Source organism: Sphingomonas sp., assembly GCF_036388215.1.
Classification (GTDB): Bacteria; Pseudomonadota; Alphaproteobacteria; order Sphingomonadales; family Sphingomonadaceae; genus Sphingomonas.
Genome location: NZ_DASVSH010000008.1, coordinates 1 through 20,579 on the forward strand (window position 1 = coordinate 1; position 20,579 = coordinate 20,579).

Consider the following 20,579-nt stretch of genomic DNA (forward strand, 5'->3'; position numbering starts at 1 on the left):
AAGCGGACGTCGGTGCGGAACACGCCCCCGGCCCACGCCTCGACACTGGTGCCGACCGCGGCGGGGGTGAGAGCGGTGAGAATCGGCAGCGCGATCCACCAGCCGATGATCACGCCGACGAACATCGCGAGCCCGACCGACAGGCCGACGAGGTGGCCGGCGCCGATCAGCGCGAAAGAGAGCCCGCCGGTGATCCCGGTGGCGCCCGCGCCGGCACGAAAGAACAAGGCAGCCTCGGCGGCGGCGACCTTGGTCTGGGTGACGATCGCAAAGCCCGCCGAGACCAGCGCGTTGACGACGATCAGGCGCAGGCCGCGGCCGCTCTCCGCCTCGCCGGCGCGGCTGCCGGCGCCGACCTTCAGCACCTCGGCGGCGGCGCGGCCCTCGGGGAAGGGCAGGTCGGTATCGACCACCAGCGCGCGGCGCAGCGGCACCGAGAACATCACGCCGAGCACGCCGCCCGTGATGCACACGGCCACGGTGGTCCAATAGGGAAAGCCGCTCCACCAGCCGACCATGATCAGGCCGGGCAGCACGAAGACGATTGCCGCCAGCGTGCCCGCCGCGCTGGCGATCGTCTGGACGATATTGTTCTCCAGGATGCTCGAATTACGGAAGAAGCGCAGAATTGCCATCGATACGACCGCGGCCGGGATCGACGTGGCGAAGGTCAGGCCCACCTTGAGGCCTGCATAGACGTTTGCCGCCGTGAACAGCACGGTGATGATCGCGCCGAGGATGATGCCCCGGATAGTAAGCTCGGCGGTGGGGCGGGCGGGCTGGGTGCTCATGCAGGATCCTAACAATCAGCCTGGTCAAGACATCAAGGTGGCATCCCAAGCCTTGCATGGACAGCGTTTTCTTAGCTGCCGCGAGCGGGCTGACGTGCGATTGATGTGATCGGGCAAGTAAGCGCGGTGGAACGCAGAGGAATACATCTCCAATTCACCTAGCTATCCTATGTTAGGGTTTGTAGTGTAAAACCAAGCCGTTGCATCGATCGGCATGAGGCGAATTATGCGTAGACAGTGGACGATCGCAAAAGCCAATTGCTGGTGGTCGGCCCAGCGATGGCCGATGGGGTGCAACTTCACTCCCTCGAATGCGATCAATCAGCTCGAGATGTGGCAGGCGGCAAGCTTCGACCTGCCGGTGATCGAGGCCGAGCTGGCGCTCGCATCTTCGGTAGGGATGAACGCGGTGCGCGTTTACCTGCACGACCTCTTGTGGGCCGAGGATTCCGCGGGCTTTACCGATCGCATCGATCAATTCCTGGCTGCGGCGGATCGCCACGGCATCCGCACGATGCTCGTGCTCTTCGATTCCTGCTGGCATCCCGAGCCCCTGCTCGGACTCCAGCCCCAGCCCACGCCCGGCGTACATAATTCGGGTTGGGTCCAGTCACCCGGCGTGCCTGCGCTGCGCGACCCAGCACAACGCGGACGGCTCGAAGAATATGTGCGCGGCGTAGTGGGTCGTTTCAGCAAGGATAAGCGGGTGTTCGCCTGGGACATCTGGAACGAACCCGATAACGGCCCGGAAGTGTCCGCCTGCGATGCGGGCGAGCTCGCGGCCAAAGCCGCTCTGGTTCTACCACTGCTGCGCGACGCCTTTGGATGGGCGCGGGCGATGAACCCGATACAACCGCTGACCAGTGCGATCTGGCTGGGCGACTGGTCGTCCCCGGATGGGCTGACTCCGCTTCAACAGGCCCAGACGAAGCTCTCGGACGTGATTTCCTTCCACAATTACGGCGTGGCTGAGGATTTCCGCCAGCGCGTGGGCTGGCTGCGGGCGTTCGGACGGCCGATCCTGTGCACCGAATTCATGGCGCGTCCGGCAGGCAGCACTTTCGAGGCGATCCTGCCCGTGGCCAAGGCCAATGGCGTCGGCGCCTTCTGCTGGGGCCTGGTGCGGGGCAAGACGCAGACGCACCTGCCATGGGAATCATGGGAAAACCCGAATTTCGCGGGGCTGGCGGATAAATGGTTTCACGACATCTTCGATGCGGACGGCGTCGCGCATGACCCGGCCGAGGTCGAGTTCCTGCGCCTTCTCAACGCCATCGATGCCCGAGCTCCGCATTGGCCCATCGTCGGAGTTTCGGGCCAGCGGCCGAAAGCAGCGATGCGTGGCGACGCCGCGACGAGGGCGGCCTGATCAAGGCTTTGGCAGTGCGGCCCGCCTCGCGCGATCTATGGTCAGACGGCCGTCCCGCTCGATCAGCTCGCTGATCTGCAGCACGCTGCGCCGGTGCCAGCGCGGATCACTTGCCGCTTCGGGTTCGCCGCCCTGGTGGACGAAGTAGATAAGATAGGCGCGGTCATCGGCGACTACGATGTCGGGATGCTGCCCCTTGGCGCGATCGGTGGGCAGGGCGCCGGGCTCGGCGAGCAGATATCCCTCCTGCCGCGTCCATTGGGCTGCATCGTCGGAGCGCATTACGAGCAGGCCCTGCCATGCATCGGAGATCAGCCACCAGCGATTTCGCCAGCGAAACGCCTTCGGCCCTTCGCCCGGCGTATCGACGACGCCTGGCCCGGGCAGCCAATGGACCAGGTCGGCGCTGTCAGCGCTGCGGATCGATTTGCCCGAGCGCTCGTCATTGTACCAGAGCCGATATTTACCTGGCGCGATCTCGGCGACGCTGGCGTCGATCACACGGTCGGACCCGAGTGCAAGCCGCTCGCCACAGGTCCAGCGCTTGAGGTCCTTGCTGGTCAGGTGGACGATGAAACGCGGCGCATTCCAATTGGAAAAGATGCCCGGCACGATCGTCAGCCACATGTGCCAGCGCCCAGCAAAATAGCCGATCTCGGGCGCCCAGAGGGTAGCGCCGGTGCACGAGGCAGGGATTGCCGCAGTGCCGGCATATTTCCAGCGGCTCCCGTCGCGCGACGTGGCCATGCCGATTTTGGTGCCATGCACCCAGGTGACATCCTTCTCGTCGCCACCCTTCAGCGTCGCGCGGCGATTGGTGTAGAACATCCGCCACTCGCGCCGCTCCGGATCGCGCACGGTCGAGGCGTCGGCGGCGCCGTCATAGACCGGATCGCGGAACATCGGCTTGGCTTGCGCGAAAGCCTGGCCGGCAAATATCAACGTGAGGACGTGCAAACAGCCCAGGGCTAGCCTTATGCTCATCGCCCCTTGAACAGCCCGCCCAGCACGCCACGCACGAGGCCCCCGAGGACGCTGGCGCCGATCCCGCTCTTCTTCCCGAAAACCGCTTTGCTGACTTCGCCCGCAACCGCGCGGCCCGCCGCGGACGTAGCCGAGCGGGTGGCGGAGGTAATCGCGCGATTCCAGGGATTGTTCGCCGCCTCGCGCTCGGCGTCGCGTTGCGCCTGGCGCTCCAGCCGGGCCTCGCGATCGGCGTGGCGCTGCTCGGCGAGCCGCTGGCGCTCCGCTTCCTTCGCCAACCGCGCATCTTCCTTGGCCCGTGCAGCGCCAGCCTTTTCGGCTTCCCTGACAGCGGCAGCCTCTGCTGCGGCGGCTGCGGCCTCCGCGCTCTTTGCTGCAAGCAGCTCCTCCGCCGATTCGCGGTCGATAAGCGTGTCGTATTTGCTTCCGATCGCATCGGTCTGGACCAGCACACCACGCTCGACCGGCGTGACCGGGCCGACGCGGGAGCCGGGCGGCTTGATGAGCGCTCGCTCTACCGGTGCGGGGGAGCCGTCTTCCTGAAGCATCGAGACCAGCGCCTCACCAACCTTGAGTTCGGTGATCGCGGTTTCGACATCGACGCCCGGATTGGCGCGGAAGGTGGTAGCTGCCGACTTCACTGCGGCCTGGTCGCGCGGCGTAAAGGCTCGCAGCGCATGCTGGACGCGATTGCCGAGCTGGCCCGCGACCGGATCGGGCACATCGATCGGATTCTGGGTGATGAAATACACGCCAATGCCCTTCGAGCGAATCAGGCGGACGACTTGCTCGATCTTGTCGAGCAGCGCCTCGGGCGCATCGTCAAACAGCAAGTGCGCCTCATCGAAGAAGAAGGCGAGCACCGGCTTGTCGGGGTCGCCGATTTCCGGGAGCGATTCGAACAACGCCGAGAGCAGCCAGAGCAGGAATGTGGCGTAGAGTTTGGGCGAGGCCATCAATCTATCGGCGGCAAGGACATTGACGATGCCGCGGCCCCGGTCGTCCACGGTGATGAAATCGTGCATCGAGAGCGCTGGCTCGCCGAAGAAATAGTCGCCGCCCTGGGCGCGGAGCTGGAGCAATGCGCGCTGGATAGCGCCGACCGATTGCCTCGAGACATTGCCATAACTCGCGGTCAACTCGTCCGCGCGCTGGGCACAATGGAGCAGCATCGACTGGAGATCGTCGAGATCGAGGATCAGCAGCCCTTCGCGGTCCGCAAGTGTGAAGGCAATGGTGAGCACGCCCTCCTGAACTTCGTTGAGGTCGAGGAGCCGCGACAGCAGCAGCGGCCCCATTTCGCTCACGGTCGTGCGGATAGGATGACCCTGCGCGCCGTATAAATCCCAGAACTGCACCGGCGTATCGCCATAGGCCCAGGCCGCATAGCCGATCTCAGCCGCCCGCGCCGCGAATGAATCATGCAGCTTGCCGGTGGGCAGCCCGGCCATAGCCAGCCCGGAAAGGTCGCCCTTCACGTCCGCGACGAAGCAGGGGACCCCGGCGGCGGACAGCCCCTCGATCATCCCCTGGATGGTCACGGTCTTGCCCGTTCCGGTCGCGCCCGCGATCAGCCCGTGGCGATTGGCGCGCCTGAGAACCAACTCGACCGGCTTGCCGGAAGCCGCGCCGATGAAAATGCTGGTCTCTGTCGTCACTTCGCGCTCCCTGTCCCGCTTGTCGCAATAGCGGAGAAACAGGCCGAGTTGCTAGCGTCCCTCTCGAAGGAGGGACGAAAACAGCCGATCAGCGCGGGATTTCGATCGGGATGAACTGACCCTGGCCCCGGCGTTGGACGAAGAGGGCGACGGTGTTGCGGCCCGCGTTTTTCGCGGCAGTGACGATCCGCGCGATGTCCGCGGCGCTGGTCACGGGCTGACGATTTACCGAAAGGATCACGTCGAAGCGCTGGATGCCCTTGCCCGCCGCGTCGCTATTCGGAGCGATTCCCAGAACCAGTACGCCCTGCATCGCAGGATCGACGCCGACCTGGCGCGCGATGTCTGGCGTCAGCGTCCGAACCTGGAGCCCGAGCGATGCCGCCGCCATGGAATCCACGTCGCCGGCGCCGGGCCCTGAATTCTCATCGGCGGGATCGAGCTGGCGAAGCTGGTCTTCGGGCGGCCGATTGCCCAGAGTCACGTTGAGCGTCTGGCGCCGACCGTCACGGATCACTTCGAATGGGACGCGCGAGCCCGGCGCAAGTCCGGCGGTCAGATGCGAAACCGTCTGATCGGGCGTGACGTCCTTCCCGCCGATCCTGACTACGACGTCGCCGTTCTGGATTCCGGCCTTCTGCGCCGCTTCGCCGGCTTTCACGTCGCTGATCACTTCGCCGACTCCCTTGGGCACGCCGAACGCATCGGCCATGTCGGGGGTGAGCGGCTGGAGAGTCACGCCGAGATAGCCGCGCTTGATCGCGCCGCCCTTCATCAGGGTCGCAATGATCGGCTGGGCCTGTTCCGCCGGAATCGCGAAGCCGATGCCCACATTGCCGCCGGTCGGCGAATAGATTTGCGAATTGATGCCGATCACATTGCCGTTGAGGTCGAACATCGGGCCGCCCGAATTACCCCGATTTATCGAGGCGTCGGTCTGGATGAAGCGATCGAACTGACCGATGCCGCGATGCACCGCCGAGACGATGCCCGCGGTGACCGAACCGCCGAGACCGAACGGGTTGCCGATCGCGACCACCCAGTCGCCGACGCGAGTCGCGCTCGAATCGCCGAATTTGACGAAGGGCAGGTTCTGCCCCTCGATCTTGAGGACGGCCAGGTCGGATACCGTGTCGTTGCCGATCAGCTTTGCCTTGAACTCGCGGCGATCGGGAAGGGTCACGGTGATCGATTCGACCACCACGCCGCGCTGGTTGCCAGCGGAGATCACATGGTTGTTGGTGACGATATAGCCATCGGCGGAGACGATGAAGCCCGAACCGAGCGATTCCGCTTTCTGGGTGGTCGGCCCGCCCTGGCCCTGGGGAACTATTCCCTCCCACGGCGTGCCGGCGAACGGATTGACGTTCGCTACCTTCACGCGCTGGGTAGTCGAGATGTTGACCACGGCGGGCTGGAGCTTGCCGACCATGTCGGCGAAGCTCATCGGGGCGCCCGCGCGCGGAGCACTGGCTGAAATCGTGCCCGGCTCGTTCTGCGCGGTCTGCGCGCCGGCGGGCTGGTTGAGCGTCAAAGTGGCGGCGGCGCCGCCGAGCAACAGGGCAGTGGAAAGGGCGTAGGCGTAACGCACGGGCGTGAATCCTCTCAAGATACGAAAAGCGCAGGAGCCATATTTGCGCCGATTGCATGAACGGCGATTGAATATGAACGTTTCGACAGACTTTCGGCCGTCAGAATCATCGCTGCCCCATGAACTCCTTAAGATAGCTGTTCTGCGGGCTCAGGATGATCGAAGTCTCGCCCTTGTCAGCCGCGGTGTTCAGGAACGTCTGCCGGTACGACTGCATCGCACGATAGAAGTCGTAGAATTGCGGATCCTTGTTGAATGCGGCGGCATAGATCTGTGCGGCCTGGGCCTGGGCGGTCGCGCGGATGATCTGCGCTTCCTTCAGCCCCTGGGCGCGGATCGTCGCTGCTTCCTGGAGCCGGGCGGTCTTCATCCGGTCGAACGCGCTTTCGAGCGGCGAACCGCTCGGCAGGTCGGCATGCTTGATCCGTACATCGACGATCTGAAGTCCATATTGGCCGGCGAGCGCCTGAAGATTGTTCTGGATATTGTCCATCACCTGGCCGCGCTCGGCGCTCAACAAGGCCGAGAAGGGTTGCTTGCCAAGCTCGTTTCGCAGCGCGGAACTGAACAGCGGCTGGAGCCGCTCGGTCACACGCTCCACCGAGCCGACGGTGATCGCCATGCGCAGCGGATTGGTGACGCGGAAGCGGGCGAACGCATCGACTTCGATGCGCTGCTGATCCGTCGAAAGCACCGGCTGGTTGGTCAGGTCGAGCGAGAGCACACGCTTGTCTACCCAGACGACGCGATCGACGAAGGGGATGTGGAACAGCACGCCCGAACCGGTGCGCCCGAATTGCTCCCCGGGCTTATAGGCGTTGACCGTCTGGTACGGCTCGTTGAGCCGCAGGACGACTGCCTGGCGCGTCTCGGGCACGATCGAGAACGAGCTGAACAACAGCACGAGCAGGATCGCGCCCGCCGCCGCCAGGGCTATCGGATTGCGGAGGAAACCAAGGGTCATCGCGGTGCTCCCGAGGCTGGCTTGTTGGTGATTGCCGGTTCTTCGGCAGCCTTTCGGCCAACAGTGGGCAGCGCGAGATAGGGGGTGACCCCCGGCGCCTCGACGATCGTCTTGTTGGTCTTGGACAGCACCTGTTCCATCGTCTCGTAATAGAGGCGGCGGCGCGTGACGTCTGGAGCTAGCTTGTACTGCTCGTAGATCTTGTCGAACTCGGCCGCTTCGCCCTGCGAGGCGGCGAGCACCTGCTGCGCATAGGCATTGGCATTGTTCTTGGCCGCCTGCGCCTGCTGCTGCGCGGCGGTCACCTGCTTGAACTCTTCGTCCACGGCCTGCGGGGCCGCGGCCTTCTGGATCGACACGCTCTGGATGAGGATCCCCGAATTATATTCGTCGAGAATCTGCTGCATCAACAGAACGACCTGCGCCTCGATCTTGGCGCGGCCCGATGTGATCGTATCGTTGAGCGACGCATTGGCGACGACGGCGCGCATCGCCGTCTCCGCCGTGTCACGCACGGTGTCGCGCGGATTCTTGACCTGGAAGACATAGTCGGAAGCGCTGCGCACCTTCCACTGCACCAGATAAGCCAGATCGACGATGTTCTGATCGCCGGTCAGCATCAGATATTCGCGGTCGGTCTCAGGGAATTTCTCGTCGCGGATCGCCTGGACATCGACTGTCTCGACCATCGACAGCGGCGCGGGCAGCGTGAAGCGCCAGCCCGGCTCCAATTGGCCCGAGAAGCGGCCGAGCGTTTGAACAACAGCGCGTTCCTGGGGTCCGATCGAGTGGATCGACGTGAACACCACCCAGGCAAGCAGCAGCCCGCCGACTACCAGGCCCCAGAAGCGGCTGCCCTGAGGGATGCCCGGCAAATTGGGTCCGCCGCCGCGCCGCGCGCGCTGGAGCAATTCGTCGAGCGTGGTGGCTGCGCCGCCGCGCGGGCGCTTGCCGCCCGGAGGGAGCGACCAGGGATTGCGCGGCCCCCCGCCGTCGCCGCCGTTTCCACCCCCCTTATCGCCGCCGCCGCTGCCGGAGCCGCCGCCCCAAGGGCTTTTAGGAGGTTCGTTCTTGAAGATGCCGGCCCATGATCGCCAGCCCGTGAGGTTCGCCATAAGCTCTTTATAGGGCTGCCGTGGCGGATTTACAGTGGCACGCGCCGATTGTGCCTCTATCTGGCGGACAATGACCGATAGCAGAGTGATTCAGGGCGTCCTCGATCCGATCGCCGCCGGGCGAGCGACCGCCCGGCTGGAAAATGGCCGCGCCAGCATCATGCTCGATGTGACCGGGCTTTCGGAAGCGACGCGCGCCGAACTCGAGGCGGATATCCGCGCCGCAGCGGCATCGGTTCCAGGGGTGGAAGAGGTTCGCGTCCTGCTTACCAGCGAGCGCCGCACGCGGCGGCTGATCGCGGTAGCCAGCGGCAAGGGCGGGGTGGGCAAGTCCACCGTCGCCGCCAATTTGGCGATCGCGCTGCAGCGGCGCGGGCGCAGGATCGGATTGGTAGACGCCGATATCTATGGTCCCTCACAACCGAGGTTGATGGGAGTCGAAGGCGTGCGGCCCGAAGCGCGCGAGAAGACGCTGCTGCCCGTCGCGACTCCTTATGGTGTGCCGCTGCTCTCGATGGGGGGGCTGGTCGCCGAGGGGCAGGCAATCGCGTGGCGCGGGCCGATGGCCGGCGGGGCGCTCGGCCAGCTTGTCGATGCGGATTGGGGCGATGCGGAGCTGCTCATGCTCGATCTGCCCCCCGGCACCGGCGACGTGCAGCTCACCATGATCCAGAAGCACAAGCCCGCTGGTGCGGTCATCGTATCGACACCGCAGGATCTCGCGCTGATCGACGCGACACGCGCGATCGACTTGTTCGCCAAGGCGGGCATTCCGATCATCGGGATCATCGAGAATATGAGCGGCTATGCCTGTCCGCATTGCGGCGAAGTCTCCGATCCGTTCGGGCGCGGAGGCGCGGAGGCTGCGGCCGAAAAGCTCGGCATTCCGTTCCTCGGCCGCATCCCTCTCGAAATGGCGATCCGCGCCGCTTCGGATGCGGGCACGCCGCCTGCCGCCGGGAACGGGCCGGAGGCGCAGGTGTTTGCTGAACTGGCCGAGAAACTCGACCGCTGGCTGGGAGGCTGATCATGCCATTGACGCGCGACGAGGATATCAAGGCGCTGCTGGAGGAAACGCGCACGATCGCGATGATCGGCGCGTCCGATCGCGCGGACCGGCCGAGCTATGGCGTGATGGCATTTCTCCAGAGCCGCGGCTACCGCGTCATTCCAGTCAATCCGCAGATTACGGGCGAGCACATCCATGGCGAGTTCGTGTATCGCGAGCTTTCGCAGATCGGCGAGCCCATCGACATGGTCGATATCTTCCGGCGGCCGCAGGCTGCGGGCGACGCGGTGGACGAGGCAATTGCAGCGGGCGCGAAATCGGTGTGGCTCCAGATCGGCGTGATCAACGAAGAGGCCGCCGCGCGCGCAGAGGCCGCGGGGCTGAAAGTGGTGATGAACCACTGCCCCAAGATCGAGATACCCCGGCTGGGCGTCGCTAAAGTCGCTTGAGCGCCTCGACCAGCCGACCGACATCGCGTGCATCTTGATGCAGCCCAAAGCCGATGCGGAGCACGTCGCCGCGCACATCGGTGATGATGTCCTGCGCCTCCAGTTCGGCCTGCCATCGCTGGGCCTGTGGGCTTCGGAGCGCGACGAAGCGGGCGGGGGAGCCGGGATTGAGCAGTCCGGCTCCCAGAGGCAGGTCCGCCAACAGGCGCGCGCGCAGGGCATCGACATGCGCGGTGATCGTCGCGGTCGTCAGGCCTTCGTCGTCGAGCATGTCGCGCACTGCCACGAAGCGGTAAATCCCCGAAGGATCGAAGGTCGAGCCCAGATAGCGGCGGGCATCGGGAGCGTAGCCGATCCGGCCGGGGGCAGCCGCTAGATCGTCGAACTCGGCATACCAGCCGGTGATCTCGGGCCGGGGCCCGTAGCCGGGCGGCGCGTGAAGGAAGGCGCAGCCCTCGCCGGCCATTGCGTATTTATAGCCGCCGGCGAGGTAGAAGAGGCGGTCGGCTACGCCGGAGAGGTCGGTCTCCATGGCCATGAAGCCGTGATACCCGTCGATCACGACCCAGGGGCCCTCCGGGCGAGAGAGCTGAGCGAGCGGCGCGAGGTTCTCGAATACATGGCCGGTGTTGAACTGCACGTGGCTGACGAAGATCAGATCGTGCTCGCCCGATTGGGCGCGTTTGACGATGCCGGTCAGCGGAACGCGCTCGACACTCGCGGCGCCAGCCTCTTCCCAGCGCTCGGCCTGACGACGGAAGCTGTGGAATTCGCCGTCACTGGTCAGGATGCGCAAGGGGTGCTGGGGCAACGCCGAGACGATGCGGAGGAGCAGATCGTGCGTGTTGGGTGCAAAGACGATGGTGTTAGGATCGGGCAGGCGGAGTTCGGTCGCCACATGATGCTGCCCGGCGGGCCAGATCTGGCCCATCACCCGTTCCCATTTGCGATCCGCGAGCCGCGCGGCGTCGTCCCAGGCGGCGAGCTGCCCGACATAGCTGGCGTCGGGCCACAGGTGATGCGAGTGCGCGGCGAAATGGAGGCGCTCGGGCGCGGCGGCGAGCGCGCGCTGGAAGAGACGCTTGAAGCTCATAATTGCGTGCGCAGCGACCAGAGCTCGGGAAAGGCGCGCTTGGACAGCGTCGATTCGAGATAAGGCACGCCCGCCGTTCCACCGGTGCCCGTCTTCATGCCGATCACGCGGCTGACGGTCAGCACATGCTTGTGCCGCCAGGTGGCAAGCGCATCGTCGATATCGACGAGCTTTTCGGCGAGCTGGTAGAGTTCCCAACAGCGGCTAGTGTCACGATAGACTTGCGCCCAAGCGTCCTCGACCGCTTTGCTCGGCTCGTACGGCTGGGACCAATCGCGCTGGATGTCAGGCAGTGGAAAGCCAGCGCGAGCTAGCGCGGCGTTCGCTTCGTCCCACAGGCTCGGATCGGCCAAAGCCGCATCGGTGAGAGGGCCAGGGACGCCGCCGCCGCGCACGCCCAGCAGCGTCTCGACCGCGCGAAACTGATCCGACTGGAAGCCCGACGATCGGCCGAGTACTTCGCGAAAGCGCGTATAGTCGCTGGGCGTCATCGTCGCGAGGACATCCCAGCTAAGCGTCATCACCGCCTGGATGCGGCTGACGCGGGCGAGCGACTTGTATGCCTCGACAGGCTTGTCCGCGCGTACCAGGCGGATCGCCTCGCGCACTTCGACCAGCATCTGCTTGAGCCACAGCTCCTTGGTCTGGTGGATGATGATGAAAAGCAGCTCGTCGTCATGATCCGAGATCGGGTGCTGCGCGTCCAGCAACCGGTCGAGCGCCAGATAGCGGCCATAGGTCATCGGCTCGGACATGAACTCAGTCCCTCAGCAACTCGTTGATGCCGGTCTTCGAGCGTGTCTGCGCATCCACGGTCTTGACGATTACCGCGCAGTAGAGGCCCGGCCCCCCGTCCCTGCCGGGCAGGGTGCCGGGGACAACCACGGCGTAAGGGGGCACGTAGCCGCGATGCACTTCGCCGGTGGCGCGGTCGATGATCTTTGTCGAGGCGCCGAGATAGACGCCCATCGAGAGCACTGCGCCTTCGCCGACGCGGACGCCTTCGGCGACTTCGGCCCGCGCGCCGATGAACGCGCCGTCGCCGATGATGACGGGATCGGCCTGGAGCGGCTCAAGCACGCCGCCAATGCCGACGCCGCCCGAGAGATGCACGTTCTTGCCGATCTGCGCGCAACTGCCGACCGTCGCCCAGCCATCGACCATCGAGCCTTCGCCGACATAAGCGCCGATATTGACGAAGCTGGGCATCAGCACGACGCCCTTCGAGATGAACGCGCCATGGCGGACGATCGAGCCGGGCACCTGGCGGAAGCCGGCCTCGCGGAAGCGGGCATCGTCCCAGCCAGCGGTCTTGAGCGGGACCTTGTCGAAGCCGCCGGGCATGACCGCATTGTCATTTAGGCGGAAGCTGAGAAGCACCGCCTTCTTGAGCCACTGGTTTACCTGCCAGCCGTCACCGCCGGGTTCGGCGACGCGGGCCTGGCCGCTGTCGAGCAGGTTCAGCGCTTCGTTTACGGCATCGCGCGCTTCGCCCTGCGTGCCGATATTGAGTTCGGCGCGGGCTTCCCAGGCGGCATCGATGGTGGTTTCGAGAGTCACTCTTGGTCCTCCAGGATCTGATGCAGCCAGTCGCCGAGATCGGTGATGGTGTAGTCGATGAAGCCGCGGTCCGCATCGGCCGTCTGCTCGGAGCCGTTGTCGATCCACACAGTGGTCATTCCGATCGCCTTGGCGGGCTTCAAATTGCGCGCCATGTCCTCGACGAAGAGGCTTGCCCTGGGATCGAGGTCGAACGCCGCGCACAGCCCCTCATAAGCCGCGGGATCGGGCTTGGGCCGATATTCGGTGGCGTGGATGTCGTGCACGGCTTCGAAAGTGCCGCCGAGGCCGAGCCGTTCGAGCACCTTCACTGCGTAAGGCGCATTGGCGTTGGTGAAGATCAGCTTGCGACCGGGCAGGCGGACCAAGGCTTCGGCAAGCGCGAAATTGGTTTCGATGCCGCTCAGATCGACTTCGTGGACGGCGTCCAGATAATGATGCGGATCGACGCCGTGATCGGCCATCAGGCCACTGAGCGTGGTGCCGTGGCTGTGGAAATAGCCCTTCTGGATGCGGTGTGCTTCCTCGGGGCCGCAGTTAAGCAGCGTCTGGACATATGCCCCGATCTTCGCGTCGATCTGCGACCAGAGATCCCCGCTCGCCGGATAGAGCGTATTGTCGAGATCGAAGATCCAGTTGCGGACGTGCGATAGTGCTGCTTGCATGGCGGCGCGTTAAGGTTTGCCGCTCGGGGTGGCAAGGGCGCTCGGCGCGCACCATCTGGCAGGTATGACCGCTTACTCGCTGCTCGACCTCGTTCCCATCGTCCAGGGCGGGAACGCCGCCCGGGCCTTCGCCAATGCCGCCGATCTCGCGCGCCACGCCGAAAGCCTGGGCTATAGCCGCTATTGGGTCGCCGAGCATCATGGGATGGAGGGCATCGCCAGCGCCGCGACCGCAGTGGTGATCGCCCATGTCGGCGCGGCGACTTCGACGATCCGCGTGGGGGCGGGCGGGATCATGCTGCCCAACCACGCCCCGCTCCAGATCGCCGAACAGTTCGGCACGCTCGACGCCCTGTTTCCGGGGCGAGTCGATCTTGGCCTGGGCCGCGCGCCGGGTTCGGACCAACGGGTGGCGCACGCGATCCGGCGAAACCTGGAGACCGATTCCAGTGCCTTCCCGCAAGACGTGATGGAGTTGCAGAGCTTCTTCGCCGACGATGGCAAGACGGGCATTCGCGCGACGCCCGGGGCCGGGGCCAATGTGAAGCTGTGGATTCTCGGATCGAGCCTGTTCGGCGCGCAGCTAGCGGCGGCGCTGGGGCTACCCTATGCCTTTGCCTCGCACTTCGCGCCCGGGCTGATGGACGAAGCGAGCGACGTATATCGCCGCAATTTCCGGCCGTCCGAGGTGCTGGGCAACCCCCATCTGATGCTCGGGTTCAACGTGTTCGCAGCGGATACCGACGCGGAAGCCGAACTGCTGGCATCGTCGCAGCAACAGGCGTTCGTCGCGATCCGCACTACGGGGCGCGGCATCCAGCTCCCGCCCCCGGTGGCGGGATACCGCGAAAGCCTGGGCGCGCAGGGAATGGCGGTGCTCGATCATGTGCTTTCGGCCAGTGCAGTGGGCGGGCCGGAGAAGGTCCGGCGCGAGATCGGAGCCTTTATCGAGCGGACGGGCGCGGACGAACTGATGATCGCGAGTGCGATGTTCGATCACGAGGCGCGGAAGAAGAGCCTGACGATTGCGGCGGAGGCGATGCGGGGGCTCTGATCCTCGAGTGCCGTGAGGGTCAACCTGCGGCGGGTAATCGCAGCCGCACCAGCAATCCGCCAAGATCTTCGCTTTCCTCCAGGCTCACGGTGCCGTCGTAAATCTCCGCCACGTCGCGGACGATCGCCAGGCCAAGCCCGGTGCCCGGCTTGCCCGAATCCAGCCGCACGCCGCGGTCGAAGATGCGGATGCGGTCGGCCTCGGGGATGCCCGCGCCGTCATCCTCCACCATGATCTCGACGAAGCCCGCCTGGACGCCCGCGGTTACGAACACGCTGCCCCCACCATATTTGGCGGCGTTCTCGACGAGATTGCCCATCATCTCGTCCAGATCCTGCCGTTCGATATGCGCGACGAGGTTCTTTGGGCCGTCCACATCGATGCGGACCTGCGGGTATAGCCGGGCCACGGCGCGCTCGACCGCTTCGATCGAGGGCCACACCGCGGCGCGGCTGTGCGCGCTGCCCCGGCGGCCGACCGCGCGGGCGCGGGCAAGGTGGTGATCGATCTGGCGGCGCATCGTTCGCGCTTCACGGATCACGGCGGGGCCGAGATCGGCCTGGCCGGCGGCGGCGGCGTTCATGATCACGCTGAGCGGCGTCTTCAGCGCATGGGCGAGGTTGCCCGCGTGGCGACGGGCTTCCTCGGCCTGGCGGTCGTTATGCTCGACCAGCGCGTTCAATTCCTCGACCATCGGAGCGACTTCGGCGGGCATCGCCTTTTCGATTCGCGCCGATTTGCCGGCGCGCAATCGCGCGATCTCCGAGCGGACGCGGCGCAGCGGCAAGAGGCCGTACCAGGTCTGGAGCCCCACCATGATCATCAGCCCGAGCCCGAGCAGCATGAAGCTGCGCACCAGCGTGCGCCTGAGCGTTCCGATCTGGCCGTCGAGCGTCTCGCGGCTCTGTGCGACCTGGAAGCGCCAGCGCACGCCCGAGCCGGGCAGCATCGCGTCACGCTCGGCGATCCGCAGCACCTGGCCGGGGAATTCCCTGCTGTCATATACATGGACGTCGTTGTCGCCGTGGCGCGCATCGACCTTGAGGCGCTGGTCCCATAGCGAGCGGGAAGGGAAGGTCTCGAAGCCCTTGCCGCTGATCTGCCAATAGGCCCCCGAATTATATTCGAGGAAGCGCTGATCGGCGAGTTCGCGGTTGAGGATCACTTCGCCGCCCGGTCCAAGCTCGGCCGAAAAGATCATCGCTTTCAGCAGATAATCGAGCTGGTCGTCGAAATTGCGCGTGACCGTGGTCACCAGCACGCGATCGAGCGCATAGCCCCCGCCGACCAGCAGCAACATGATCCAGGCGATCGCGACCAGCAGCATGCGGCGGCTGACCGATCCGGTGGTGCGGACATAGGTGCGCGGGCGCGGTTCGGCCGTCAGGGCGTCATTGGTCTCGTCCTGATGGCCGGCGTGCACGTGCCTTAGCCAGGCTCGTCCAGGCTGTAGCCGAGACCCCGGATCGTGGTGATGATTTCCGCGCCGAGCTTCTTGCGGATGCGGGTCACGAACACTTCGATCGTGTTCGAATCGCGGTCGAAATCCTGATCGTAGATATGGTCGATCAGCTCGGTGCGGCTGACGACCTTGCCCTTGTGATGGAGCAGGTAGCTGAGCAGCTTATATTCCTGCGCGGTGAGCTTGACCGGCTCGCCTGCCTTGGTGACCTTGCCCGAACGGGTGTCCAGGCGGATGTCGCCCGCCGTCAGCTCCGCCGAGGCATTGCCCGAGGAGCGGCGGATCAGCGCGCGCAAGCGGGCGATCAGTTCCTCGGTCTGGAAAGGCTTGGCGACATAATCGTCGGCGCCCGCATCCAGGCCCGCCACCTTGTCCGACCAGCTGTCACGCGCGGTGAGCACCAGCACCGGGGTCGCCTTGCCTTCCTTGCGCCAGCGATCGAGCACGGTCAGCCCGTCGATCTCGGGGAGGCCGAGATCCAGGATGATCGCGTCATATTGCTCGTTGGAGCCCAGATAGAGCCCCTCCTCGCCATCGGTGGCGAGATCCACGGCATAGCCCGCGCCTTCGAGCGCGTTCTTTAGCTGCTGGCCGAGCGTTGGCTCGTCCTCGACGATCAATAATCGCATTATTTTCCAATCCCCTCAGCAGCGGTTCAGTTGCCGGCGCGGCGGACGATTTTGCCGGTGCGGCCGTCAACGTCCACCCAGATGACCGATCCATTGCGCAGGAATTTGAGCGTGTAAATGTCCGACGAGGGTTCGTAATCGAATCCGAGATACTGTGCGCCCGGCATGCGAGGGATCACACGGCGCTCGATTTCGCGCACCGAGACGCCCGGGCCCTGCTTGCGCCGCTGGGTCTGATTGTCTTGCGGCGCTCTATCCGGCGCGCGCGCGAACGCCGACGCTGGCAGCAATATCGCCGCCAGGCACGCGCACAGAACCGGTTTCGCCAGCATCTTCATGAGTCTGCCATGGGGGCCGCGCATTGAATAGCCCCTGAACGGGCGGGACAGGCGCATGTCAGGTTGCGGGTGGGCGGCCACGCCACTAGGTGCGCCCGCATGGCTGCACCCATTCTCGCGTATGAAGGCCTCGGGCTGGTCCAGGGGCATGGCTGGCTGTTTCGCGGGCTCGATCTCTATATCGGCGCGCGCGACCGGCTGGCGCTGATCGGGCGCAACGGCGCGGGAAAATCGACGCTGCTGCGGCTGATCGCCGGGCGGATCGATTCGGACGAGGGCCGCCGCGTGATCCAGCCCGGCACCAATGTCGTGATCCTGGAGCAGGATCCGCAGGTCGACGGGTTCGCGACCCTGCTCGATTTCGCGCTGGGCGGAGAGGACGCGCCGCAGCGTTACGAAGTCGAGGCGATCGCGGGGCAGCTTGGCGTCGATCTCGGCCGCGAGGCGGCGACGGCCTCGGGCGGCGAGCGGCGGCGCGCGGCGATTGCGCGGGCGCTGGCGCAAAACCCGCAAGTGCTGCTGATGGACGAACCGACCAATCATCTCGACATCGCGGCGATCGACTGGCTCGAAAATTGGCTGGCGCGCTACACGGGCGCGTTCGTGGCGATCAGCCATGACCGCACCTTTCTCACCCGGCTGACGAAGCAGACGCTGTGGCTTGACCGGGGCGCGATCCGGCGCGCGGAAGTGGGGTTCGGCGGATTCGAGGCATGGACCGAGCAGGTCTATGCCGAAGAGGAGCGCAACGCCCAGAAGCTCGACGCCCGATTGAAGATCGAGGAGCATTGGCTGCTCCGCGGCGTGACGGGACGGCGGCGGCGCAACCAGGGCCGGCTGACCAAGCTCCACGAGATGCGCGCCGAACGCGCGGCGATGATGGGGCCAGCGGGCGCGGCGAAGCTCGCGATCGGATCGGACGGCGCGCAGACCAGGGTGGTCATCGATGTGAAGGGCGTGACCAAGCGCTTCGGGGAACGCACGATCATCAAGGACCTGACACTCCGGGTCACCAAGGGCGACCGCATCGGCATCGTCGGTGCGAACGGCGCGGGCAAGACCACATTGCTCAAGCTGCTGACCGGCGAGCTTGCTCCTGACGAAGGCTTCATCCGCCTGGCGAAGACCCTCGACAAGGTGTTCATCGATCAGCAGCGCAGCCTGATGGACCCGACGAAGAGCGTCCGCGATGTGCTTACCCAGGGCGGCGAGTGGATCGACGTGCTGGGCGTCCGCAAGCACATCCATGGTTACCTCAAGGAGTTCCTGTTCGAGCCGAGCCTGGCGGACGCCAAGATCGGCACGCTTTCGGGAGGCGAGCGCTCGCGGCTGTTGCTAGCGCGCGAATTCGCGCGGCCGTCGAACCTGCTGGTGCTCGACGAGCCGACCAACGACCTCGACCTGGAGACGCTGGACCTGCTCCAGGAAGTCATCGCGGATTATGAAGGCACCGTGCTGATCGTCAGCCACGATCGCGACTTCCTCGACCGCACGGTGACGGTGACCTTGGGGCTCGACGGATCGGGCACGGTCGATGTCGTCGCCGGCGGCTATGCGGATTGGGCGGCGAAGCGCACGGCGCGCCCGGTGGGGCGCAAGGCCGCCAAGCCTCTTACCGTGGAGGCTCCCAGGCCCAAGGCCGTCAAGCTCAGCTACAAGGACCAGCGCGACTATGAGCTGTTGCCCAAGCGCATCGAGGAGATCGACGCTCAGATCCTGCGTGACGAGGCGGCATTGCACGATCCTGCGCTCTACGCGCGCGATCCGGCGAAGTTCGCCAGCCTGACCCAGGGCATCGGCAAGCTGCGTGAGGAAAAGGACGCGGCCGAGCTGCGGTGGCTCGAGCTGGCCGAGCAAGTCGACGCGCTGGGTTAGGGCTGCAGCGTGACCGTCACGGTCGTGCCCGCCGGCGTGCTCTGGGTGACGACCGAGCCGCCTGCCTGGCGGGCGAAGGCGTCGATAAGGCGCTGGCCCATGCCGCCCTCGCGGCCCTTGACGCGCGTTGCATCGGGCATGCCCGCGCCATTGTCCTGAACCGTGAGCCTCCAGCCGGGCGCAGCCTGATCGAAGCGAACCTGGATCGTGCCGGCGTCGCGGCCGGGAAAGGCATGCTTGACCGCGTTGGTCACAAGCTCGTTTACGACAAGTCCGATCGAGACGGCGCGGTCGCGCGGAATCGCCGCATGATCCGAATGGCAATCGAGCGTGATCGCGCCGCGCAGGAACAATGCTTCGGAGAGCGCCGAGCACAGCTCGTGCAGGTAAGCGGCCATATCGACTGCCCCCGGCGCAGTCGCGCCGCCGCGATACAAGTGACGGTGCGCGCGCGCGATGCTCTCGACCCGCGACAGCGCCGCACCCAACGCCTCGGCGGTCTCGCCCTCGCCCGCGCGGCGGCGCTGCATGTCGAGGAGCGAGGCGACGAGCGTGAAATTGTTCTTCACGCGGTGGTCGAATTCTTCGAGAAACAGGTCTCGCTCGGCGACTTCGCGGTCGCGCTCCGCGGCGACGCGCCGAACCGCGCGGCGGAACATCTCGGCGAGCGCGACGGTGATCATCGCCGAAAGGATGATCGACAGCATCGTCATCGCCGCAGCGGCCGATTCGAACCGGAACGAGTTCTTGACCGGATAGATGTAATACCAGCCATAGAGGATCGAGACCCCGGCCGCAGTCGCGCCGGCCAGGCACCGTGCGAACAGCGTCGCGATCATCACTGCCGGAAAAATCAAAGCGAAGATCGCCGCGCCCGGAATGACCAGGTCCATCGCAAATCGAACGAAGCCGGCGCATGCGGCGGCCAGCAGGCCAACGCCCATCGACGTCACCCAGCGCGGTATGGTCGGCGCGAGCCGATCCGGCAGGTCCAGTTCCCCAATTCGCCCCATCGGGCGCAGGTGAGGCCCCAGCGCAGCCAAGGAGTCAAGTCAACGCGGCGTTAAGTTGATCGCGATCAATCAGTTAGAGTCTGTGCGCTTGCGAGGGAGCGGGCTGGCGACGTCTAACTGAACAGGCCCTAAAGCGATTTGCCCAGGCGTCCGGCCAGATCAACGACATATTGCCATGCCACGCGCCCGGATCGGCTCCCGCGCCGCGTCGCCCAGTTGATCGCCTCGGCCGGATCGAAGCTGAGCCGATTCGCCTCGGCATAGCTCCGCACGATTTCGACATAGGTGTCCTGGTCGATGGCGTGGAAGCCCAGGCTCAGCCCGAAGCGATCCGCGAGCGCCAGACTGTCGTCGATGCTGTCACGCGGATTGATCGCGCTTGCCTGCTCGGCGATATCGCGCGGGATCAAATGGCGACGATTGGAAGTGACGATCAGCCGGACATTGGCCGGACGCGCCTCCGCGCCACCCTCCAGCAGCGAGCGCAGCGCGCGCGCGTCTCCGGCAGCGTCGAATCCCAAATCGTCGAGGAAGATCGCGAAGGGCCGTTCCGCCTGCGCCAGCAACGTAAAGAGCGCCGGCAGCGTCTCCAGGTGATGGGTCGCCGCTTCGACCAAGGCGAGGTCGCCGCCCCCTTGCTGAATTGCCCCCACGGCGCTTTTGACCAGCGCGGACTTGCCCGTGCCGCGCGCACCCCAGAGCAGCACGTCCTGCGCGGCATGCCCGGCGGCGAGGCGATCGAGATTGGCGAGCAATGCGTCGCGCTGCGCATCCATGCCGCGCAGCACGCTCAGCCGCAGCGGGCCGAAGGCGCGCGCCGCCGCAAGCGTATCGCCGCGCCAGATATAAGCGGCATGGGCGCGCAAGTCAGCGGCGGGCGCGGGCGGCGGCGAAAGCCGTTCGAGCGCGTCGGCGATGCGGGCAAGGGGATCGGTCATCGCCCGCGCTATAGCGCGGGGG

General features: G+C 65.7%; 20 protein-coding genes. 5 read left to right on the plus strand and 15 right to left on the minus strand.

Annotated features, from left to right (window positions below; all coding sequences use genetic code 11):
* On the minus strand, positions 1-791 hold a 791-nt coding region (locus VF617_RS02880; protein ID WP_331013355.1), incomplete at its 3' end, for an OPT family oligopeptide transporter.
* Positions 792-1,017: 226 nt separating this feature from the next.
* Here VF617_RS02880 and VF617_RS02885 point away from each other — a divergent pair.
* Complete coding sequence (locus tag VF617_RS02885; protein ID WP_331013356.1) at positions 1,018-2,160, plus strand: cellulase family glycosylhydrolase; 1,143 nt, start codon at positions 1,018-1,020, stop codon at positions 2,158-2,160.
* On the opposite strand, the gene VF617_RS02890 is transcribed toward VF617_RS02885, so the two are convergent.
* The 5 genes from VF617_RS02890 to VF617_RS02910 all read right to left on the minus strand — a co-directional run bounded on the left by VF617_RS02890 (position 2,161) and on the right by VF617_RS02910 (position 8,472).
* A complete protein-coding gene (locus VF617_RS02890) occupies positions 2,161-3,063 on the minus strand; it encodes a glycoside hydrolase family 43 (RefSeq protein ID WP_331013357.1) in 903 nt (300 codons plus the stop codon).
* 77 nt (positions 3,064-3,140) lie between these two features.
* Positions 3,141-4,802, minus strand: a complete 1,662-nt coding sequence (locus tag VF617_RS02895) for a helicase HerA-like domain-containing protein (RefSeq protein ID WP_331013358.1) — start codon at positions 4,800-4,802, stop codon at positions 3,141-3,143.
* An 88-nt stretch (positions 4,803-4,890) separates the two neighbouring features.
* A complete protein-coding gene (locus VF617_RS02900) occupies positions 4,891-6,393 on the minus strand; it encodes a Do family serine endopeptidase (RefSeq protein ID WP_331013359.1) in 1,503 nt (500 codons plus the stop codon).
* A 106-nt stretch (positions 6,394-6,499) separates the two neighbouring features.
* A complete protein-coding gene (locus tag VF617_RS02905; protein ID WP_331013360.1) occupies positions 6,500-7,357 on the minus strand; it encodes a protease modulator HflC in 858 nt (285 codons plus the stop codon).
* Complete coding sequence (locus tag VF617_RS02910; protein WP_331013361.1) at positions 7,354-8,472, minus strand: protease modulator HflK; 1,119 nt, start codon at positions 8,470-8,472, stop codon at positions 7,354-7,356. The genes VF617_RS02905 and VF617_RS02910 overlap by 4 nt, the downstream gene beginning before the upstream one ends.
* Positions 8,473-8,542: 70 nt before the next feature.
* Between VF617_RS02910 and VF617_RS02915 the strand changes: the two genes are divergently transcribed.
* The gene (locus VF617_RS02915; protein ID WP_331013362.1) at positions 8,543-9,499 is read left to right on the plus strand and encodes a P-loop NTPase; all 957 of its coding nucleotides are present in this window, start codon (positions 8,543-8,545) and stop codon (positions 9,497-9,499) included.
* Positions 9,500-9,501: 2 nt separating this feature from the next.
* Positions 9,502-9,930: a CoA-binding protein gene (locus VF617_RS02920; protein WP_331013363.1), complete on the plus strand. Its 429-nt coding sequence runs from the start codon at positions 9,502-9,504 to the stop codon at positions 9,928-9,930.
* On the opposite strand, the gene VF617_RS02925 is transcribed toward VF617_RS02920, so the two are convergent.
* From VF617_RS02925 to VF617_RS02940, 4 genes are read right to left on the minus strand one after another with little or no spacing between them, the layout of a single operon-like run.
* Positions 9,917-11,023, minus strand: coding sequence for a class V aminotransferase (locus tag VF617_RS02925; RefSeq protein WP_331013364.1), 1,107 nt, complete (start codon positions 11,021-11,023; stop codon positions 9,917-9,919). The two genes, VF617_RS02920 and VF617_RS02925, sit on opposite strands and share 14 nt — an antisense overlap.
* Complete coding sequence (locus tag VF617_RS02930) at positions 11,020-11,778, minus strand: tryptophan 2,3-dioxygenase (RefSeq protein ID WP_331013365.1); 759 nt, start codon at positions 11,776-11,778, stop codon at positions 11,020-11,022. The genes VF617_RS02925 and VF617_RS02930 overlap by 4 nt, the downstream gene beginning before the upstream one ends.
* A 4-nt stretch (positions 11,779-11,782) precedes the next feature.
* Positions 11,783-12,583, minus strand: coding sequence for a 2,3,4,5-tetrahydropyridine-2,6-dicarboxylate N-succinyltransferase (gene dapD / locus VF617_RS02935; RefSeq protein ID WP_331013366.1), 801 nt, complete (start codon positions 12,581-12,583; stop codon positions 11,783-11,785).
* The gene (locus tag VF617_RS02940) at positions 12,580-13,248 is read right to left on the minus strand and encodes a pyrimidine 5'-nucleotidase (RefSeq protein WP_331013367.1); all 669 of its coding nucleotides are present in this window, start codon (positions 13,246-13,248) and stop codon (positions 12,580-12,582) included. The genes dapD and VF617_RS02940 overlap by 4 nt, the downstream gene beginning before the upstream one ends.
* A 64-nt stretch (positions 13,249-13,312) precedes the next feature.
* On the opposite strand from VF617_RS02940, the gene VF617_RS02945 reads away from it, so the two are divergent.
* On the plus strand, positions 13,313-14,302 hold the full coding sequence (locus VF617_RS02945; protein ID WP_331013398.1) for an LLM class flavin-dependent oxidoreductase: 990 nt from the start codon (positions 13,313-13,315) through the stop codon (positions 14,300-14,302).
* A gap of 19 nt (positions 14,303-14,321) precedes the next feature.
* On the opposite strand, the gene VF617_RS02950 is transcribed toward VF617_RS02945, so the two are convergent.
* From VF617_RS02950 to VF617_RS02960, 3 genes are all read right to left on the minus strand, one after another.
* Complete coding sequence (locus VF617_RS02950) at positions 14,322-15,629, minus strand: HAMP domain-containing sensor histidine kinase (RefSeq protein ID WP_331013399.1); 1,308 nt, start codon at positions 15,627-15,629, stop codon at positions 14,322-14,324.
* A 101-nt stretch (positions 15,630-15,730) separates the two neighbouring features.
* The gene (locus VF617_RS02955; protein ID WP_331013368.1) at positions 15,731-16,393 is read right to left on the minus strand and encodes a response regulator transcription factor; all 663 of its coding nucleotides are present in this window, start codon (positions 16,391-16,393) and stop codon (positions 15,731-15,733) included.
* Positions 16,394-16,419: 26 nt separating this feature from the next.
* Positions 16,420-16,755 carry a hypothetical protein gene (locus VF617_RS02960; RefSeq protein WP_331013369.1) on the minus strand — a complete coding sequence of 112 codons (336 nt, stop codon included), beginning with the start codon at positions 16,753-16,755 and terminating at the stop codon, positions 16,420-16,422.
* Between the two features lie 75 nt (positions 16,756-16,830).
* Between VF617_RS02960 and VF617_RS02965 the strand changes: the two genes are divergently transcribed.
* A complete protein-coding gene (locus VF617_RS02965; protein ID WP_331013370.1) occupies positions 16,831-18,606 on the plus strand; it encodes an ABC-F family ATP-binding cassette domain-containing protein in 1,776 nt (591 codons plus the stop codon).
* Here the strand turns inward: VF617_RS02965 and VF617_RS02970 are convergent.
* Together VF617_RS02970 and VF617_RS02975 are read right to left on the minus strand one after the other, a co-directional pair.
* A complete protein-coding gene (locus VF617_RS02970) occupies positions 18,603-19,619 on the minus strand; it encodes a sensor histidine kinase (RefSeq protein ID WP_331013371.1) in 1,017 nt (338 codons plus the stop codon). The genes VF617_RS02965 and VF617_RS02970 overlap by 4 nt on opposite strands.
* A 128-nt stretch (positions 19,620-19,747) precedes the next feature.
* Positions 19,748-20,557: an ATP-binding protein gene (locus VF617_RS02975; protein ID WP_331013372.1), complete on the minus strand. Its 810-nt coding sequence runs from the start codon at positions 20,555-20,557 to the stop codon at positions 19,748-19,750.
* Positions 20,558-20,579: the final 22 nt, after the last annotated feature.

Excerpts from the sequence above, each read along its gene's own strand:
- VF617_RS02885 (WP_331013356.1), top strand. The coding sequence starts at position 1,018 with ATGCGTAGACAGTGGACGATCGCAAAAGCCAATTGCTGGTGGTCGGCC.
- VF617_RS02890 (WP_331013357.1), bottom strand. The coding sequence starts at position 3,063 with ATGTTCCGCGATCCGGTCTATGACGGCGCCGCCGACGCCTCGACCGTG.
- VF617_RS02905 (WP_331013360.1), bottom strand. The coding sequence starts at position 7,357 with ATGACCCTTGGTTTCCTCCGCAATCCGATAGCCCTGGCGGCGGCGGGC.
- VF617_RS02910 (WP_331013361.1), bottom strand. The coding sequence starts at position 8,472 with ATGGCGAACCTCACGGGCTGGCGATCATGGGCCGGCATCTTCAAGAAC.
- VF617_RS02915 (WP_331013362.1), top strand. The coding sequence starts at position 8,543 with ATGACCGATAGCAGAGTGATTCAGGGCGTCCTCGATCCGATCGCCGCC.
- VF617_RS02920 (WP_331013363.1), top strand. The coding sequence starts at position 9,502 with ATGCCATTGACGCGCGACGAGGATATCAAGGCGCTGCTGGAGGAAACG.
- VF617_RS02925 (WP_331013364.1), bottom strand. The coding sequence starts at position 11,023 with ATGAGCTTCAAGCGTCTCTTCCAGCGCGCGCTCGCCGCCGCGCCCGAG.
- VF617_RS02930 (WP_331013365.1), bottom strand. The coding sequence starts at position 11,778 with ATGTCCGAGCCGATGACCTATGGCCGCTATCTGGCGCTCGACCGGTTG.
- VF617_RS02940 (WP_331013367.1), bottom strand. The coding sequence starts at position 13,248 with ATGCAAGCAGCACTATCGCACGTCCGCAACTGGATCTTCGATCTCGAC.
- VF617_RS02945 (WP_331013398.1), top strand. The coding sequence starts at position 13,313 with ATGACCGCTTACTCGCTGCTCGACCTCGTTCCCATCGTCCAGGGCGGG.
- VF617_RS02950 (WP_331013399.1), bottom strand. The coding sequence starts at position 15,629 with ATGCTGCTGGTCGCGATCGCCTGGATCATGTTGCTGCTGGTCGGCGGG.
- VF617_RS02955 (WP_331013368.1), bottom strand. The coding sequence starts at position 16,393 with ATGCGATTATTGATCGTCGAGGACGAGCCAACGCTCGGCCAGCAGCTA.
- VF617_RS02960 (WP_331013369.1), bottom strand. The coding sequence starts at position 16,755 with ATGCGCGGCCCCCATGGCAGACTCATGAAGATGCTGGCGAAACCGGTT.
- VF617_RS02965 (WP_331013370.1), top strand. The coding sequence starts at position 16,831 with ATGGCTGCACCCATTCTCGCGTATGAAGGCCTCGGGCTGGTCCAGGGG.
- VF617_RS02970 (WP_331013371.1), bottom strand. The coding sequence starts at position 19,619 with ATGGGGCGAATTGGGGAACTGGACCTGCCGGATCGGCTCGCGCCGACC.
- VF617_RS02975 (WP_331013372.1), bottom strand. The coding sequence starts at position 20,557 with ATGACCGATCCCCTTGCCCGCATCGCCGACGCGCTCGAACGGCTTTCG.